At 41.4% G+C, this 17,834-nt stretch carries 15 protein-coding genes; 6 read left to right on the plus strand and 9 right to left on the minus strand.

What is annotated here, in order from left to right:
• The 3 genes from JWQ85_RS21410 to JWQ85_RS21420 form a co-directional block, all read right to left on the minus strand.
• A partial coding sequence (locus JWQ85_RS21410) for a hypothetical protein (RefSeq protein ID WP_299471636.1) occupies positions 1-759 on the minus strand: 759 nt, incomplete at its 3' end.
• Between the two features lie 38 nt (positions 760-797).
• Positions 798-2,645, minus strand: coding sequence for a TonB-dependent receptor (locus JWQ85_RS21415; protein ID WP_299471638.1), 1,848 nt, complete (start codon positions 2,643-2,645; stop codon positions 798-800).
• Between the two features lie 13 nt (positions 2,646-2,658).
• Entirely contained in the window at positions 2,659-5,826 is a 3,168-nt protein-coding gene (locus JWQ85_RS21420) for a tetratricopeptide repeat protein (protein ID WP_299471640.1), read from the minus strand.
• Positions 5,827-6,088: 262 nt separating this feature from the next.
• On the opposite strand from JWQ85_RS21420, the gene JWQ85_RS21425 reads away from it, so the two are divergent.
• Positions 6,089-7,162 carry a hypothetical protein gene (locus JWQ85_RS21425; protein WP_299471642.1) on the plus strand — a complete coding sequence of 358 codons (1,074 nt, stop codon included), beginning with the start codon at positions 6,089-6,091 and terminating at the stop codon, positions 7,160-7,162.
• Here JWQ85_RS21425 and JWQ85_RS21430 read toward each other — a convergent pair.
• The 5 genes from JWQ85_RS21430 to JWQ85_RS21450 all read right to left on the minus strand — a co-directional run bounded on the left by JWQ85_RS21430 (position 7,159) and on the right by JWQ85_RS21450 (position 12,724).
• Positions 7,159-7,533, minus strand: a complete 375-nt coding sequence (locus tag JWQ85_RS21430; protein ID WP_299471644.1) for a response regulator — start codon at positions 7,531-7,533, stop codon at positions 7,159-7,161. The two genes, JWQ85_RS21425 and JWQ85_RS21430, sit on opposite strands and share 4 nt — an antisense overlap.
• Positions 7,534-8,315: 782 nt before the next feature.
• On the minus strand, positions 8,316-9,215 hold the full coding sequence (locus JWQ85_RS21435) for a sugar phosphate nucleotidyltransferase (protein ID WP_299471646.1): 900 nt from the start codon (positions 9,213-9,215) through the stop codon (positions 8,316-8,318).
• A gap of 66 nt (positions 9,216-9,281) precedes the next feature.
• The gene (locus tag JWQ85_RS21440; RefSeq protein ID WP_299471648.1) at positions 9,282-10,397 is read right to left on the minus strand and encodes a M42 family metallopeptidase; all 1,116 of its coding nucleotides are present in this window, start codon (positions 10,395-10,397) and stop codon (positions 9,282-9,284) included.
• Positions 10,398-10,609: 212 nt separating this feature from the next.
• Positions 10,610-11,026, minus strand: coding sequence for a GNAT family N-acetyltransferase (locus tag JWQ85_RS21445; RefSeq protein WP_299471650.1), 417 nt, complete (start codon positions 11,024-11,026; stop codon positions 10,610-10,612).
• A gap of 156 nt (positions 11,027-11,182) precedes the next feature.
• A complete protein-coding gene (locus JWQ85_RS21450) occupies positions 11,183-12,724 on the minus strand; it encodes an acyl-CoA carboxylase subunit beta (protein WP_299471652.1) in 1,542 nt (513 codons plus the stop codon).
• A gap of 107 nt (positions 12,725-12,831) precedes the next feature.
• Here JWQ85_RS21450 and JWQ85_RS21455 point away from each other — a divergent pair, with 107 nt between their 5' ends.
• From JWQ85_RS21455 to can (JWQ85_RS21475), 5 genes are all read left to right on the plus strand, one after another.
• Positions 12,832-13,164, plus strand: a complete 333-nt coding sequence (locus JWQ85_RS21455; RefSeq protein ID WP_299471654.1) for a hypothetical protein — start codon at positions 12,832-12,834, stop codon at positions 13,162-13,164.
• A 150-nt stretch (positions 13,165-13,314) separates the two neighbouring features.
• Positions 13,315-14,919 (plus strand): SulP family inorganic anion transporter, encoded by a 1,605-nt coding sequence (locus JWQ85_RS21460; protein WP_299471656.1) that lies wholly within the window; start codon positions 13,315-13,317, stop codon positions 14,917-14,919.
• A gap of 11 nt (positions 14,920-14,930) precedes the next feature.
• Positions 14,931-15,650 carry a carbonate dehydratase gene (can, locus tag JWQ85_RS21465; RefSeq protein ID WP_299471658.1) on the plus strand — a complete coding sequence of 240 codons (720 nt, stop codon included), beginning with the start codon at positions 14,931-14,933 and terminating at the stop codon, positions 15,648-15,650.
• A 132-nt stretch (positions 15,651-15,782) separates the two neighbouring features.
• Positions 15,783-16,535, plus strand: coding sequence for a YoaK family protein (locus tag JWQ85_RS21470; RefSeq protein ID WP_299471660.1), 753 nt, complete (start codon positions 15,783-15,785; stop codon positions 16,533-16,535).
• A 12-nt stretch (positions 16,536-16,547) separates the two neighbouring features.
• A complete protein-coding gene (gene can / locus JWQ85_RS21475; RefSeq protein WP_299471662.1) occupies positions 16,548-17,213 on the plus strand; it encodes a carbonate dehydratase in 666 nt (221 codons plus the stop codon).
• 181 nt (positions 17,214-17,394) lie between these two features.
• On the opposite strand, the gene JWQ85_RS21480 is transcribed toward can (JWQ85_RS21475), so the two are convergent.
• Positions 17,395-17,739, minus strand: a complete 345-nt coding sequence (locus JWQ85_RS21480; protein ID WP_299471664.1) for a hypothetical protein — start codon at positions 17,737-17,739, stop codon at positions 17,395-17,397.
• Positions 17,740-17,834 lie beyond the last annotated feature (95 nt).

Below are 17,834 nucleotides of genomic sequence, written 5' to 3' on the forward strand. Positions count from 1 at the left end.
AACACTTGTTTTGGCCGTATCTTTCGCAGTAGAATCTTCAATAGGCACCACCTTGGCATTAACTACCGTTTCGGTTTTACTTGCTTTAGGTTTTGGGCCCTGCAAACCAAATATCGATGGATTGTACTTGTTAACCAAGTATACAGCAAGGGCCGTAAATAATACCACCAGCGTTACAAATGTAAGGATAGAGTTTCTTCGCCTTTTGTGACTTTGCTTAACAATATCGGCCTCATATTCCTCGTCTATCTCAAACTCTTCTGACTTATTATTTGCCTCCACCGGGACAGCGATAGCTACGGGCGCTGCATAATTTTCTGTAGATGTGGCAGGCATATCGGCAGTTACAGTACCCAGTTTATAAAGCTTTACAGGCTGATATCCAAAAAAATCCGGATCAGTACTAACATCCGTATTTGGCCTAAAAAACAATTGTGCATCTTGTGTATAGAACCAGCCCATGTCTGCAAGCGGGGCTTCGGCAGACTGTGCCTGTAGCTTTACGTTATTGATAAATTTATCGGTAAAGTACTTGGATGATGCAAGCGAGATGTTCTTTTTATCGGCAATGTATTGTGCTAAAGTTACATCATCTACTGATTGCGGATCGAACTGCACACTATAAGTAGGGGGGTATAATTTACCCTCCTTCTCATCATAATGACCATTTATACGTGTATGCGTAAAATTGCCTAAACCCGGTACGCTTAGGTTTCCATGTTGCGCCAGCAGTTCGCTTATAAAGTAGCCTACATCCATTCGCTAAAAGTACTGATAATTATAAAACATCAAAATGCTTAAAACGCATAACCAATCCCGCCGAATATATTAAACCCGTAATTTGGGTAATAAACCCATGTTTTGCTGGTTGCATTCAATATATTATTGGCCTGTGCAAATACTGATAACTGTTTGTTTACTTTATAAGTAACACCACCGCTTAAATCAGCAAATGATGCGATTTTGGTATAAATAGGGTTCTCTGCAGTGCTGCCTGTAACCAACAATGGGTCTTGTGTTGAACCGCGGAACATTAATGAACCGTTGATATCAACCTTATCGTTAATATGGATGCTTGTACCCGCGGTTAATATAAATTTAGGCAGGTTCCATGGCTGTGCTTCGCTGGCCATTTTGTAATCTTTAAATTCTACACGGCCATATACGTTTACATCTTCGCTTGCTTTAAAATCAAGTTCGCCGTTAAAACCGCTTACACGTGTATCACCATTATCGTATATTACCTGGTACTTGTTAAATGTAGTGGCAAAGTTGCTTACAAATAGCGGCAGGTTTTTTATGCTATTGCGATATACGGCAGCTTTAAAGCCAAGTCCGGGTGCCAGGGTTCCTTTTAGCCCCAGGGTGATATCCAACTTATCTACCGAATTGATAAGATTGATATTCTCGCCCAGGAAAGGGTTTGTTTCGGTGAAGTCTTTTATTGATGCACGATTGATATCGCCCTTTGCTTCGGCAAACAGGCGTACATACTTAGGCACTACCTGAAACTCCAGCTTCGCGGCAGGGAATATGAAAAAGCGATCAGACACGCCAAACTCCTTGGCAATGTTTATGCCCGCGTCAATTTTATAGTTATCGCCCTGGAACTTGATGTAAGGGTTAGCCCTTATTATGCTGTTGTTATTTGAATAAAGAACATCTTTTTGCGTACCCAGGTCTAAAGACGCGCTTAAGCCCGCATAAAACTGTTTAACAGTTTTGTTTAAAAAACCACTTACTACAACGTTACTTTCTTTTGCACTAAACGCATTGTTGAATATATACCCTTTAAACTTTGCAGCATAGGTAAAGGCATTTTCTTCATCTTTAAAGTTCTTGGCTATTTCGCCTTCGGCGCCAAAGGTGTTAAAGGTTTGTTTTGCAGGGTTAAAATCTACCGGCGGGTTATTCTGATCAATACCATAGAAATAAGTTTGGTGGCGTTTATAATTTAAACGACCAGTAAGCGTATTTTCTGCGTTTATGCTTTTGCCAAACACGCCAACTTCCTGGCGGCTATCGTTCTGCTTATCTATAGAACCGCCAGATTGTGCAAGGTGTTTAACATAACCACCAACTTGGAGAGCTTCATCTGGTCCGTTACCAAAGTAGCCTTCGGCAAAGGTGGTTTTCATGCTTCCAAAACCAACTTTAGCAAAATTATTCAGTTGGGCAGAGTCTTGTTCGGCGGGCCTTTTCATAGCTTCCAGCTGGCGGATGTTATTATCCTGGGCAAGCTTTTTATCTAAAGGTGTATAGTTTAAAGGCGCCTTGTAGGGTGTTTTATCCTCCAGATCGGGGTTTCGGCGAATTTTTACAGCCTCGGCCAATACCGGTTTGTATGATGTGGTAACCACTATCTCTTCGGCCAGGCTGCTGTTATTATTCACAGGATTGTTCTGTCCGCCTTTTTTTGTAGTATCAGCAGCCGGTACCTTTGAGGCAGCATCGCCTAAGTTTTTTGCACTGGCTTTTTGCGCAGTAGTGCCTTTGGCCGGGGCTTTTGTTTTTGCCGCAGGTTTCTGCGTGGTTTTAGCCGGCTGTTTTTTAGTCGTCGTCGTCTTCTTTGTTTGTGCGCTGGCAGGAACAAAGTAAAATACCGTTAATAAGGTAAGCAGTGCTATGGTGTATTTTAAATTCATTGCTTGTCTCTTTCTATTGTTCTTTGTTTTCCTGTTTAGTTGGTTCGGTTGCAGCCGGTTTGGTAGTATCCTGTTTTGTAGTGTCCGGTGTTGTTGCTGCAGGTTTTTCTTCTTCTACCGGTTTGGTTTCAGCAGGTTTTTCCTGTTTGGCCTTCTGCGGTTCAAGTACATTCATTTTTTGGCGGGCAGTGGTCAAAATATCATCGTCGCCTTTATAGTTCTCAATAATACTTTGCAGTGTAGCTTTTGCCTGGAAGTTATCTTTTAGGCCAACATAGTTATCAGCCAATAAAATATAGGTTTTAGCTACCCAATAATCGTAATTAGGTAAATCCTTAACCAGATCGAAGCAGGTTTTTTGCGATGTTTTATACTTACCCTGCAAATATTCAATATTGGCAATATTGTATTTAGCCTCGGCTGCTGCAATGGTTTTGGTATTAGTAACAGTGTAGTTTAGCTCTTTAACAGCTGCAGTAGTATCGCCTCTTTGCAAGTAGGCTTTACCGGCATATAACCCGGTCTTAAACTTATCTTCCTGTGATGATTTTTCGTTCTCACGTACCAGCTTAACATATTTAAGCACATCATCTGGCATGTTTATCTGCGAGTAGCATAACAGCAGGTTGTTAACCGCAAAGCTGTAATCGGCTTTGTATTCCGAGTTTGTTTCCAGCCTTTTCAGGAACACAATAGCATCGTTATACTTCTTCTGGCTCATGTATAATTTAGCCATGCTGATCAGCGCTTTTTCGCTGTAAGCGCTTGTCCAATCGTTCAGGATAACGTTGTAATCTACAACGGCCTCCTCTGTCTTGCCCAGGTTACTTAGGCCCTGCGCACGTATAAACCTCGATTGTTTTTCGTAGATCTGTTTGGTTGGGAATTTGTCGAAGTAAGCATTTACTGCATTTACTGTTCCCTGCCAGTCGCCTTTTAAATAAAGGTTGTTAGCGGCGGTATACATAATACTTTCCTGCTCGGCACTGCTGTAGTTACCAATCGCGGTTGAATTGGCATAAGTTAAGAATGATTGTGCATCGCCCTTATCGGTGTAGATCTTTTCAACCTGTTTTAACGCCTGTTTGGCTTCATCCGAAGATGAGTAATCTGCAACCACTTTTTTAAACGATTCGGTAGCGGCCTCGTCATTGCCCGCATTGTAATCTACCAAACCTATGGTGGTTATAGCGCGCGGTACATAACTACTGTGCGGATACTTCTGTATCATAGCGTTCAAGTCTGATTTAGCGCGTTCGCCATCATTTTTCAGGAAGTAAGCGTAAGCTATCTCAAACGCCGAGTCATCAGCATAGTCCGAATTTGGGAACTGGCTAAGCAGGCTGTTCAGCGTTGCTATTTTGGCATCGGGGTTACCCTGTAAGCCCTGAATAATACCGCGCTGAAACAAGGCATATTCCTGCCCCTGGCTGTGGCGCTCAATAATGCGGTTATAGTTCTGTAAAGCGCTGCTATAGCTTTTCATCCCGAAATAACTATCACCCAGCCTGCTTATCGCGTCGTTTTCGGTGGCCTGGTCTTTTACGTCACCTCGTAAAAAGCGTTCAAAATATTTGGCTGCCTTACTATACTGCTCATCATAAAAGGCAGCGTAGGCCAGCGCATAATTGGCGAAGTTGGCAACGTCTGTCTCCTTAGATTCGGGCATGGATAAAAACTCCTCAAAGTTTTCAACCGACTCGGTGTATTTACGCACCTCGTACATTGATTCGGCCATCCAGTAAAGGGTTAAGGCTTTTACCTTGCTATCTACCGGGTTTTGCAGCGAGCGAAGGAATATACCAATCGCGTTCTCAAATGCACGTTCATTATAAAACTCCAACCCGCGGTAATAGGTTACTTTTTGATAAGCTATTTGCGCGCTTTGCGATTTATTTGGTATCGGCTCTAATATTTCAACGGCTTCTTTATAGTTCTTTGAATTAAGCAATGCTTCGCCCAGTAAGATCTTCACTTCATCGTTACGGGTAGATCGTGGATAGTTTTTTAAATAAGCACGGGTTGCAATAAGCGCTTCGTTGTTAAAATCGAGCTCGTAGGATAGCTTGGCATATTGGTACAAGGCATCCTCCTGCAATTGCTTATCATAATTTAACCTTGATGCAGTTAAGAAAGCGTTACGGGCGCTTTGCTTGTTGTTCATTTTAAGGAACACATCGCCCAGGGTATAACTACCGCTTTGGCTGTAATTATCATTTTGGGCAACCAGTTTCTCTAATATGGTTGCAGCTTTGCCGTTGTTGCCTACTTTATAATAAGCATATCCTATTTGATAGCTATCCTGTGTGTTTTGTGTGCTACCCTTATCGGCATCTTCAAAACGGCCGTAATATTCAACCGCTTTATCATAATTAGCTTTTGCAAAATACGATGCACCAATAATACGCAGCATCTCGGTTTCGTGTTGCTGTTTAGTGCGGTTAATAATAGGGATGGCGTAGTTAATTACATCATCGTACCGCTTATCTAAAAAGTAAACGGCTGTAATATAATAAGGGTAGCTGTTCTCGTATTTTTTAGAATTTTTAAGCTTTTCGAAATTTAATAACGCTAAATGGTAGTCCTTATTTAAATAGGATATGTAAGCGAAGTAATAAGTGGCATCGTCAGTAAAAGGCGATCGTTTATTTTTCACCTCGCCAAACATTAATTGCGCGTTCTTATAATCGTTGGTAACAAAATAGGCATAACCTTTCCTGAATTTATACTCGGTGTTTTGAGCGCCATTCAAGTCAACCGCGTCAACTTTGTTGAACCAAACCAGGGCCTCGTCATACTTGCCTTGTTTAAAGTATGCTTTACCCACCTGGAAGTAAGCTTGTTTGGTAAGCGGGTTTTCGGGGTGCTCTTTTATAAAGCGGGTAAACATGCTTTCGGCATCATCATTACCCAGTTCCAGTGCGCAAAGCGCCTCATAATATTGCGAGTTCTCTTTTAATAAAGACAGCTCCGATTCAAATTTTGATTGCTGGCCGGTCTTTAATCTTACTTGCTCAACCAAACGGTATTGCTCGGCAGCGGCAGCATATTTACCCATTGCCAGCAAATTATTCGCATTTTGATAGGTGCGGTTAGTGTGGAATGATGGGTTTTGCTGCGCCAGTGTTGGCAGGGCTAAAAATACCGGAGCAATAAGGGCGATGTATTTAAGTTTAATCATAAAGGCATTAATGATGGTGCTAAAATAGCTAAACGCAAAAATGCAATCCACATTAGTAATTAACAAATGTGGATAAGCACTTTTTTTAAACGATGCCGCTAATGCCGGTGGTATGCTTGTGGAAAACTTTAAATATGAGGATAATATTTTTGTAAAGTTATCAACAGCAATTGTAAAATATTAAAAATAATTGAAGCTATTAAAGCGTTTGGTTAATAGCATGTTACAAAAGTTATTGTCGGTTTTCTTTTTATGTAGTTTGATGTTTGGCATATCTGCATTTAAAACCGGTATGCAGCCGGTTACCTACATTACCTTACAAAACCAGGCCCTTAAAATAATCCCAAAAGAATTTTATATAGCCGCCGTTATCGACGGGCGAAAGGATATTACCACTATAGGCAGCCTGCAATCAATAACAAACCTTCCGGGTAAACCCGCAGAAACTTATAGTATCGACCTAAAAGGTGGTACAGCAGCTATAAAGAATTTTGTTAGCTATAGCTTACCTGTTAATAAAAGCCTGCGCCCCATAGTTGTAAAGCTAAAGGCTTTAAATGTTACCGAAGCGCCTGTTAATGGCGGTACAGTTAAGGGTGATATTAAACTGTCTATATCTTTTCATTTGCAACGGGGTGATGACCTTGTGCATTTAGTTGATTATAATACCAACACAACCTATCAGCGTAAGCCCGGCCCGGCACAGCAAATTGAGCCATTGTTAAGGAGCGCGCTAAGTAACAGCATGGCTTATTTAAATAACTGGGTGGATGCACAGGCAGGTAGTAATATTAAGCTGGCCAAAAGTGTTAAAGTAAGGTTTACCGAATATACTGAACCTGTAGAAGGTGATACCATATATTACAATGTTAAACGACCTTTAAAATGGACTGATTTTATTGGGAAGCCAACAGCCAACAGCAGGAATGGAGCCGAGGTTTTTGCGGGATTAGGGTACGACGAAAATGTAAAGGTGGCAAACAGCGTTGTAAATGTAACCCTTGCCCTAAAAATATATGTGCCTAAAAGCGCTTGCTGGGTAAGCACGGCAGACCAAAACGATTACAGTTTAAACCACGAGCAGCGCCACTTTGATATTGCCCGGCTGGTAGCCGAGCATTTTAAGCGGAATATAGCAGCCGAAAACTTACCGGCGGATAATTATGATGGTACTATAAATATGGCATACCTTGATGCTTTAAGAGAAATGAATAAGCTGCAGAAACAATATGACGATGAAACCGCGCATAGCAGAAACACCTACCAGCAGCAATTGTGGAATAATAGGATAGATAAAGAATTGCTTGAGCTGGGGATAAAAGTAAAAACCCTTTAAGCCGCGGCGGGTGCTGCCAGATTCTTTTTTATAGACTTAAGCAATACATTAATATCAAAGGGTTTTGCTATAAAATCATTGGGGCCATTTTCCTGGTTTAGGGTATTACCAATATTGTGGCTTGCAGATATCATTATAATAGGAATATTATGCGTGGTAGCTTGTTTTTTAATTGCTTTGCAAAGCTCGCGTCCATCCATGTTGCCAAGCATAATGTCAAGCAATATTAGATCCGGGTGTTTGTCCCGTATAGTATCCATTAAATAATGCCCATCAGAAAGAGTGTCTACTTTATAACCCGAATCCTCAAGTATAAACTGAAGTACTTCTAATATATCGTGATCATCATCCACAGCTAATATCCGTCTCATATAGGTATAAATAAGTATCTGTATGTATTATAGTTACTTATAACAGCAATACTTATACCAAAATGAAATTATAATGAAATTAAGCTTGTTTTTTAACGATATACCTTGATTTTTTGCAATTAGCACAGAAATATCTTTTTAGGGGTAAAAAGAAAAACAGATTTTTTACAATCCAGGTTCTATGCAATTGGTGATGAAATAAATTGCCACATTTTGGGCAATAGGTGCTGGGGGATTTAGCTATATGGCTCAATTTTTTCCTACTATGATGTATTAACTAATTACGTTGATATTATGAAATGGTTTGCTTAATATTTATTAAATGTTACGTTAAAGCAATCTTATACGTTACAAGAAAAGAAATGTTTAATTCTATTTAGAAGAATCAAATTAAAATCATTCAAGTGGTTCATTATTACGATAATAGATTTATGGTGGTCACTAACAACCTTTCAGATCATTAAGTTAGTTTAAATAAATGATAATTTAAAATTATTTAATAGTCCTAATAATTAAAAAAAGTGGATTTAAAAGCAATTTCATCCGCTTTGTAATGAGAATTAGTACCCGGAGATTTGTTCATATCCGGCTTGTTTAGCTCATATTAGCTACATGTTAATGGTTAAGAGGATAAATATAGAAAAGCGATTTCAACTATTTACTTAGGTGAATGGCAAAGCGTTAATTATCGTGTTACCTAACAAGATGGTTACATATTGGGGGGATGAAACAAAAAAATCCCGCGGTAAGGCGGGATTTTTTTGTTGTTTACTATTAAAGTTTTAGGTCCATAAATTGCTTGGGTAGGTACCGTTCTCCACCAATTCTGATATTGATTTTTGAACAATAGGCTTATCTTCTTTATAGGTAACGCCAAACCATTTGGTTGATGTTGGGATAACCTTGAATGTAGCTGTGCCATTCTTGATCAGTTCATCGGCCACTAAAGGGATAAAGAACTCTGATTTTGGATTGTTCTTATTAGCTTCAACAAACTCTTTGAACAGGGCCTCGCTTTGTTTGAATACGGCAGGGGTGAAGCCCCAGAAATTCATAGAGACACGGGTTTCAGGATCTAACGGAAATTCTTCGCCATTATCTTCATAAGCTACAGAGCCATCTTCTTTAAAGTATACTTTTAAACGCTCGTTAATGGCAACCATGTTGCCATTTTCTACCTTACAAACACCGCGAGATACCGTGCCATGGTCAGATAAAGTACGGTCGACCTGGTAACCTATAATAGCATATTTATCATCAGTTATTTCGGTAGTAAGAAATTTGGCCATTTTTTCGTAAGCATCATAGCCGTAAAAGTCATCAGCATTGATAACGCAAAAAGGCTCGTTTATTTGGTTCCGTGCAGCTAATACAGCATGCGCCGTACCCCATGGTTTTGCCCTTTCAATTTGTTCGGTGATACCAAAAGGCTCCAGATCAAAGCTCTGGTATACGTAATCGGTTTCGATACGTCCTTTTAATTTTGGCTCAAATATGGCTTTAAAGGGCTCTGCAAACTCCTCGCGAATGATAAAGCTAACTTTTCCAAAACCTGCTTTAATAGCATCGTATATAGAGTAATCAATAATGGTTTCGCCATTAGGGCCAAAGCCATCAACTTGTTTCATGCTGCCATATCGGCTGGCCATTCCCGCGGCCAATATTAATAATGTAGGTTTCATGCTAAAAGTAGGTTTAGATGTTTTTTGTAATACACAATGATAAATGTGTATAAATGTTTTAAAAATTTATTTAATGTACCTAAAGTCCTGGCCGTTCTTAATGTTTAGTAAAACCTCGTAAATAAGGCGTATTACATTATCAACATCCTCTTTGTGGATCATCTCTACCGTGGTATGCATATAGCGCAGCGGTAAGGATATTAATGCCGATGGAACGCCGTCATTTGAATAGGCAAAAGCATCGGTATCTGTACCCGTAGACCTGCTCGACGCTTGGCGCTGGAAGGGGATATTAGCTTTCTGTGCCGATTCTATAAGCAACTTGTTCAAGTTGTTTTGCACCGCAGGAGCGTATGATATAACAGGGCCCTTACCACAAGCCAGATCGCCCTGGGTTATCTTGTTTATCATAGGGGTGCCTGTATCGTGGGTAACATCGGTAACAATGGCCACGTTTGGTTTAATGCGGTGGGCTATCATTTCGGCGCCACGTAAGCCAATTTCTTCTTGTACGGCATTTACAATATATAAACCAAACGGAAGTTTAATGTTGTTCTCTTTAAGCAACCGGGCAACCTCGGCAATCATGAAACCACCGGCACGGATATCCAGCGCGCGGCCAACATAGTAGCGGTTGTTCAGCACCATAAACTCATCTTCGTAGGTAATAACGCAACCTACGTGGATGCCTAATTTCTCTACTTCCTCTTTACTGGTGCAGCCGCAATCTAAAAATATGTTTTTCAGGGTTGGAGCTTCTTCCTTTTCGCCACCTAAACGGGTGTGGATTGCAGGCCAGCCAAAAACAGCTTTAACAATACCGTTATCGGTATGAATGTCAACACGTTTTGATGGGGCTATCTGATGATCAGAGCCGCCGTTACGGATAACGTAGATCAAACCATCGGTAGTAATATAGTTCACAAACCACGAGATCTCGTCGGCGTGTGCTTCAATAACTACTTTGTATTCGGCCTGCGGGTTGATAACACCAACCGCCGTACCATAATTATCTACAAAATGATCGTCTATATAAGGTTTTAAATACTCCAGCCAAAGCTCCTGGCCTTTCCACTCAAAACCGGTTGGAGAAGGGTTATTAATATATTTTTCAAAAAAAGCTAATGAGGTTTCATTTACTATAGCAGCTTGCTGCTCAACTTCTTGTTTCTTTTTTGCCATTTGCGTTTATGTAATAATGCTATCGGGGAATAGCCGTGGGCAAATATAATAAAGCTGTTGATAATGAAGCAACATCTGTAAAAAGCAGTACAACCTTATTTATAACTTAACATTTACTTTATAATGTAAGCACACCTTTGCGACGTAATAAAAAGATCAGTTAATTTAGTTAGTTAGTAAAGGTCAGTTTGCGCAAGGCGAACTGACTTTTTTTATTTTAATGGCAGGTTTTTCTCCATTATAACATAATCAAGGCCGTTTTTATGGAAGATAGCACCGGTTTCGCTGAAGCCAAATTTGGTATAAAAACCAATGGCAGATAGCCTTGCATTACACCAAAGCCGGGTGCCATTTTCCCGCTCAACAAAATCGGTTATATAGGATAATAATTGTGTACCAATGCCCCGTTTTTGTGTATTAGTTGTTACCGCAAACTTTCGAAATTGCCAATCGCTGCCATGCTGAAACAACGATACCACGCCAACCAAAGCATTATCCTCAAAAGCCCCAAAGTGATACCCGTGGTTATCCTCCTCCATCTCCATATCGTGCATGTACTCGCCCGGGTACAATATATCCCTACGCAGGCGCCAGGTTAGTTGAGGTGTTATTTGTTCGATGGAAAGCATGAAACTTTTTTCTTTTTTAATTCCCTCCCAGGGGAGGGGTGTGCAGGAGAGTGTTGTGGCAGGGAGGGGTTTAAATGCTGTTTATCGCTCCACTAAACCCCTCCCTGCACCCTCCCGCTGGGAGGGAGTCGCACCTGGTCCTTGCTTCTAATTTCCTTACAACGGGATATTCCCATGCTTCTTCTTCGGGTTATTCACCACCTTATTTTCCAGCATCTTAAAGGCGTGGATAAGTTTGATGCGGGTTTCAGCCGGAGCAATCACCTCGTCGATGAAACCACGCTCGGCGGCACGGTATGGATTGGCGAAGATGGTAGCGTACTGTTCTTCTTTTTCGCGCCATTTGGCTTCCGGGTCTTCGGCTGTGGTTATTTCGCGTTTAAAGATGATCTCGGCAGCGCCTTTGGCCCCCATTACTGCGATCTCGGCACTTGGCCAGGCGTAGTTCATATCAGCACCAATGTGTTTGGAGTTCATTACATCGTAAGCACCACCATAGGCTTTACGGGTGATTACGGTAATGCGCGGCACGGTAGCCTCACAGAAAGCGTATAGCAGTTTAGCGCCGTTGGTGATAATGGCATTCCACTCCTGGTCGGTACCCGGTAAAAAGCCCGGTACATCTTCAAAAACCAATAATGGTATATTAAAGCTATCGCAGAAACGCACAAAACGCGCGCCCTTGGTTGATGAGTTTATATCCAGCACCCCCGCTAAAAACGCGGGCTGATTAGCAACTATACCAATACTACGGCCAGCCAAGCGGGCAAAGCCCACCACAATATTCTCGGCAAAATCTTTATGAACTTCCAGGAACGATGCGTCATCAATCACCTGCTCAATAACCTCGCGGATATCATAAGGCTGTGAAATATTCTCGGGTAAAATATCGGTTAGTGCAGGGCGTTCCTCGTTCTTCACCTCGTAAGGAAGGGCAGGGGCACGGTCCTCGCAGTTTTGCGGCATGTAACTCAGTAGTTTTTTAACATGATTGATAGCCTCTATCTCGTTAGCACAAGCAAAATGTGTAACGCCACTTTTTGTTGCATGCGTATTTGCACCACCTAATTCTTCAGATGTTACCACTTCATGCGTTACCGTTTTAACCACGTTGGGGCCGGTAACAAACATGTATGAGGTATGCTCAACCATCAAAATAAAATCGGTAATAGCAGGCGAATACACCGCGCCACCGGCACATGGCCCCATAATGGCCGATATTTGCGGCACAACGCCACTGGCCATTGTGTTGCGGTAAAATATATCGGCGTAGCCACCAAGGGATACTACGCCTTCCTGGATGCGTGCACCACCGGAGTCGTTAAGTCCAACAACGGGGGCACCGTTCTTCATAGCCAGATCCATTATCTTGCAGATCTTTTCGGCATGAGTTTCTGATAGCGATCCCCCAAAAACGGTAAAATCTTGCGAGAAAACGTAAATCAAACGGCCGTTTACGGTACCATAACCGGTAACCACACCATCGCCGGGGTACTTTTCCTTCTCCATCCCAAAATCGGTAGAGCGATGCGAAACCAGCATTCCTATCTCCTGGAATGAGCCGTCGTCCAGCAAAAAATGCAGCCTTTCGCGGGCTGTTAATTTTCCTTTTTTGTGCTGACTATCAATACGTACAGCGCCTCCACCCTCAAGCGCATGATCGCGCTTTTTTTGTAAAATTTCCAGCTTTTTGTTCACGATGTGGTTTATTGGTAAAGCGATAAAATTAGTAATTATATTGTAAGATTAGCTTTAAACGGCATAATGATACCTTGCATATTTAAAAAATCTTATCTTTGCATCACATGAAAAACAGAATTTTCAAAAATTCGGTAGTCGTACTATTTATGAGCATCTTTATTGTAAAGATGGTTATATCTACTGCGTCTGTTTTTATATGTATTGATAATAAAACAGTTCATGCAGTTATTATGCAGCTTGAGCATGAGTCTAAAAACGAAAAAGAGGATCCTGAAAAGGAAACTTTTAAAGAGAAAAAGTTTTTTGACGAAAGCATTAACCATCTTGTGGTTTACAGGCCCTTTATTGTTGAAACCAACATACTGCATAATTTAGAGAACTCCCTTTATCAACAGGTTTACCACCCTACGGTACCTACCCCGCCTCCCAACGCATAACATTTTTAGCCGGATATTTAAATATCCGGTGAGCTACTACACACCCCTGTTTTTTTTAATGCAGGTGGGAAAACTATGTGCTGTTTTCAACCCATTACCGGTGTTGCTTAACATGCTGTTTATTTAAAGTTTCATTATAAAATTATTGTTATGCAAATCAAGCAAGGCGGCGTTTCCGCCGGCGATCTTAACCTGAAGAAATATTTTCTTGCTAAAAACTTAAAAAAAGATATACCTGCCGGGCTGGTAGTATTCCTGGTGGCCTTACCCTTATGTTTGGGGATAGCACTGGCATCGGGCGCCCCCTTATTCTCCGGAATTTTATCGGGCATAATTGGTGGTATTGTAATTGGCTCGCTCAGCGGTTCGCAACTAAGCGTGGCGGGGCCGGCAGCGGGTTTAACCGTAATTGTACTAAACTCTATAGCCAGCCTTGGCTCGTTCGAAGCATTTTTGCTTGCCCTGATCCTGGCCGGTGGTATCCAGATCATTCTTGGATTAGTTAAAGCAGGTACAATTGCCAACTATTTCCCATCATCGGTTATTGAGGGGATGTTGGCCGCTATCGGTATCATCCTTATCATGAAACAGTTTCCGCATGCGGTAGGCTATGATGCGGATTTTGAGGGTAACGAGGGTTTTAGTCAGGCCGATTCAAGCAATACCTTTTCGGGTATCTTAAATGCTTTAGGCAAGATAAACTACGGCGCGTTAATTATTAGCACTGTTTCTTTATTGCTGATGATATATTGGCCCAAGATCAAAAAAGTGGCTATGGTACCGGCTCCGCTAATGGTTGTGGTAATCGGTGTATTATTAGCCACTTTATTTGCAGGGACAGATTTGGCACTTTTAGATAAACAGTATGTACAAATACCACTGGTAAACAGCACAGGTGAGTTTTTCGGCCTGTTTAAATCGCCCAACTTTAGCGGGATAGGTGATAAACAGGTTTGGATAACCGCGGCTACCATTGCTATTGTAGCCAGTTTAGAAACCTTATTAAGCCTGGAAGCGGTAGATAAAATTGACCCTATTAAACGTATATCGCCAACAAACCGCGAGCTGGTTGCCCAGGGTGCGGGTAATTTGGTGAGCGGTATGTTAGGCGGTTTACCAATGACGGCCGTAATCGTACGTTCATCGGCTAACGTAAATGCAGGCGCGCGTACAAAAATGAGCGCGATATTCCACGGTTTTTTACTGTTGATATGCTTACTGGCTATACCATCATTACTAAATAAGATCCCGCTATCGTGTTTGGCAGCTATATTATTAACGGTAGGTTATAAGCTGGCAAGGATTAGCTTATTTAAACACATGTGGCACAAGGGGCTTGATCAATTCATCCCGTTTGTGGTAACCATTGTGGCTGTAATACTTACCGATTTGCTTATTGGTGTAGGTATTGGTATGCTGGTAGGTGTGTTTTATATATTACGTACCAATTTGCGTAACCCTTACTTCTACACCATTGCGCCAAATGGCGAAAAAAACACCATCCGCATAAAGCTTGCCGAAGAGGTGTCCTTTTTAAACAAGGCCGCTATACAGATAACCTTAACAAGTTTGCCAAAAGGCAGCGATGTAATTATTGATGGTTCAAACTCGCGCTATATTGACCCCGATGTGCTGGAGATCATAAACAATTACAAGCATAATGCTTATACCAAAGGCATTATTGTGCAACTAAAGGATGTAAAGGAACGGTATGATATACCGCCTTTGAAAGACCTGATTTATAAACCCGAATAAATAAAACTACCATGAATAATACAGAAAATAAAAACGAAAAAAACGGTATAGATACTAAGAGTATTACGCTGGCACAGAGCGCCAGCTATAATAAACTTAAAAAAAATAACAGCGAGTGGGTGGCAAAACGGGTAAAAGAAGACCCGGAATTTTTTACCAAATTGGCACAGGGCCAAAGCCCCGAAGTATTGTGGATAGGCTGCTCAGACAGCCGCGTGCCTGCAAATGAGGTTACCGGTACCCAGCCCGGCGAGGTGTTTGTGCACCGCAACATTGCTAATGTTTGTGTGCATTCTGATATGAATATGCTTAGCGTACTTGATTATGCTGTTAACGTATTAAAAGTAAAACACGTTATTGTTGCCGGCCATTATGGCTGCGGTGGTGTTGCCGCGGCTTTAAGCAACAAACAGTTTGGCATTATTGATAACTGGCTGCGTCATATTAAAGATGTTTACCGCTTACACGCCAACGAACTTGACCGTATTACTGATGATAAAGCGAAGGTTAACCGACTGGTTGAGCTTAACGTTACCGAGCAGGTGTACAATCTTTGTAAAACATCCATCATACAAAATGCATGGATGAACCGTACTGACCTTGAGGTGCATGGCTGGGTAATTGATATTAGTTCGGGCCTTATTAAGGACCTTGGTGTAAGCAGCAGCAACTCGCATAACCTGGGCTATGTGTACGAGTTTGACAATGTTGAGGCTACCGCCGCTCATTAATTAGCCCTATATCTATCTATATATTCCCCGATTGCCATGCAATCGGGGTTTTTTATTTAGCGTTTTTTAATAGCATAAAATTTATATATGTTTAAACGGAAAACGTTGTGCCATAAATAATACCGGTATTATATGCTAAGACAATCAAAAAGCGACCGTACACTAAAGGAAAATCTGCTGCTTGCATCGTCAACGGCTGTGGTATCGGGCATAACAAATGTGGTGGGTATGGTGGCGTTCCTGGCATTTACATCAAACATTACCGGCCATGTGGCCAACCTGGCCAAGCATATTGTTGAACAAAATTTTGCCGAGATCATCGTATTCCTCATCTGGCTGTTCATGTTTTTTGCAGGGGCATTTTTATCCAGCTTTATTGTGCGATCGCTGGAGGATAAAAGCTATTACAGGGCGCATTCTATCCCTGTAATTATCGAGATAGTCATCTTGTTATTTGTGGCGATATACGGGCATCATTTTTACGAGGAAACTCAAACTGAGCGCGAGATTGTAATAGCTGCCATTTTGTTTTCGATGGGATTACAGAATAGCCTGGTATCCATCGTTTCGGGCGGATTGATAAAATCATCGCACCTCACAGGATTGTTCACCGACTTGGGCGGCGATATATCCGACTGGCTTCACCCCAAATCAAAAAAGACCGTTGTGGTAAGGGATAAGATCTTTATTCGCCTTACTGTACTTGGATTTTACTTTTTAGGTGGTATAATTGGCGGATACTTCTTTAATTTGTATGAGTTTGCCATATTTTACTTTATACCTGTAATATTGCTTACCATATTGTATTACGATGTATCAAATATTGCATTACACAAACTAACGCGGAAGTTCTCCAGAAAGAACGCTAAAATTAAAACTACTTAATAAAACATACCTATGTGCGCTACTAAGTTAATTCACGATACCAGCCATATCACTTACAAAAGCTTGCTGGATGGTAACCGCCAGTTTGTTGCCGATACCTTAAACGAGGACCCACAGTATTTTGAAAAGCTGGCCAACGGACAAAAACCGCCCGTTTTATGGATAGGCTGCTCAGACAGCCGTGTGCCTGCCAACCAGATAACCAACACTAACCCCGGCGAAATATTTGTGCACCGCAACATTGCTAATATGGTAATTCATACAGATATGAGCATGTTGAGTGTGCTGGATTATGCCGTTAATGTATTGCAGGTGAAGCATGTTATTGTGACCGGGCATTATGGCTGTGGTGGCGTGCTGGCATCTATGACCAACAAACAATTTGGTTTGATAGATAACTGGTTGCGCCATATTAAAGATATTTACCGCGTACACGCCCAAGAGCTTGATGCCATTGCCGACGAAACAAAACGCGGCGATCGCCTGGTAGAACTAAACGTGGTTGAAAATGTAAGCAACCTGTGTAAAACATCCATCGTGCAAAATGCCTGGCAAAATGGCCAGGAGCTAAATGTACATGGATGGGTTTATGATTTAGGTACCGGCATAATTACCGATATGAAGGTAAGTACCAACAATAACTCCAAAATGGATGAGGTGTTTAGGTTTGAAAAATAGAATCAAGGGATAAGAATCAAGGCGTAAAGTGTTTTGATAGAAAAAAGAGCCGAAAATTGATGTTTTTGGCCCTTTTTTACGTCGTCGCAGGGTCTTCTGAAAGAGACCCTGCGACGCATGCAAGGTAACGCAGGGTCCACGATGTGAGACCCTGCGACGAAGTTAAGTAATTAACAAGCTGTTAGGGCTCAATTATATTTTTATCGTCGAAAATATTTTTGCTCCAGCCCCTAAATTCATAATATTTTGATTTTGGTTCGCCTGTCCACCCGTTTATTCCTTTTTTGGGGAGTAATACGGCATGAATATAAATAACCGGAAGGAAGGCCACGCCAAGAGCAATAAAAGCATACATCCTTCCTGCAAAAACAGATATCGAGACGATTATAGAAACCGTTACCAGGTATTTGACCAGTTTTCTCCATTTAGGGCTTCGTTCTTCAAAATGGCCTAAAAACATATGCCCGAGAAGAAATAAAAAACTCACTATTGCAACATCAAACCATATTGTATTGGTATTCCACATTAGGTTATTTTAAGCGTATGTTAAGATACGGAAATTAACCGAAAAGGTAAATTGTCATCCTGAGTTATCAAATCCCGTGGCCTTTGAAGGTGCAA

It is taken from the genome of Mucilaginibacter sp., from assembly GCF_028288105.1.
GTDB lineage: Bacteria > Bacteroidota > Bacteroidia > Sphingobacteriales > Sphingobacteriaceae > Mucilaginibacter.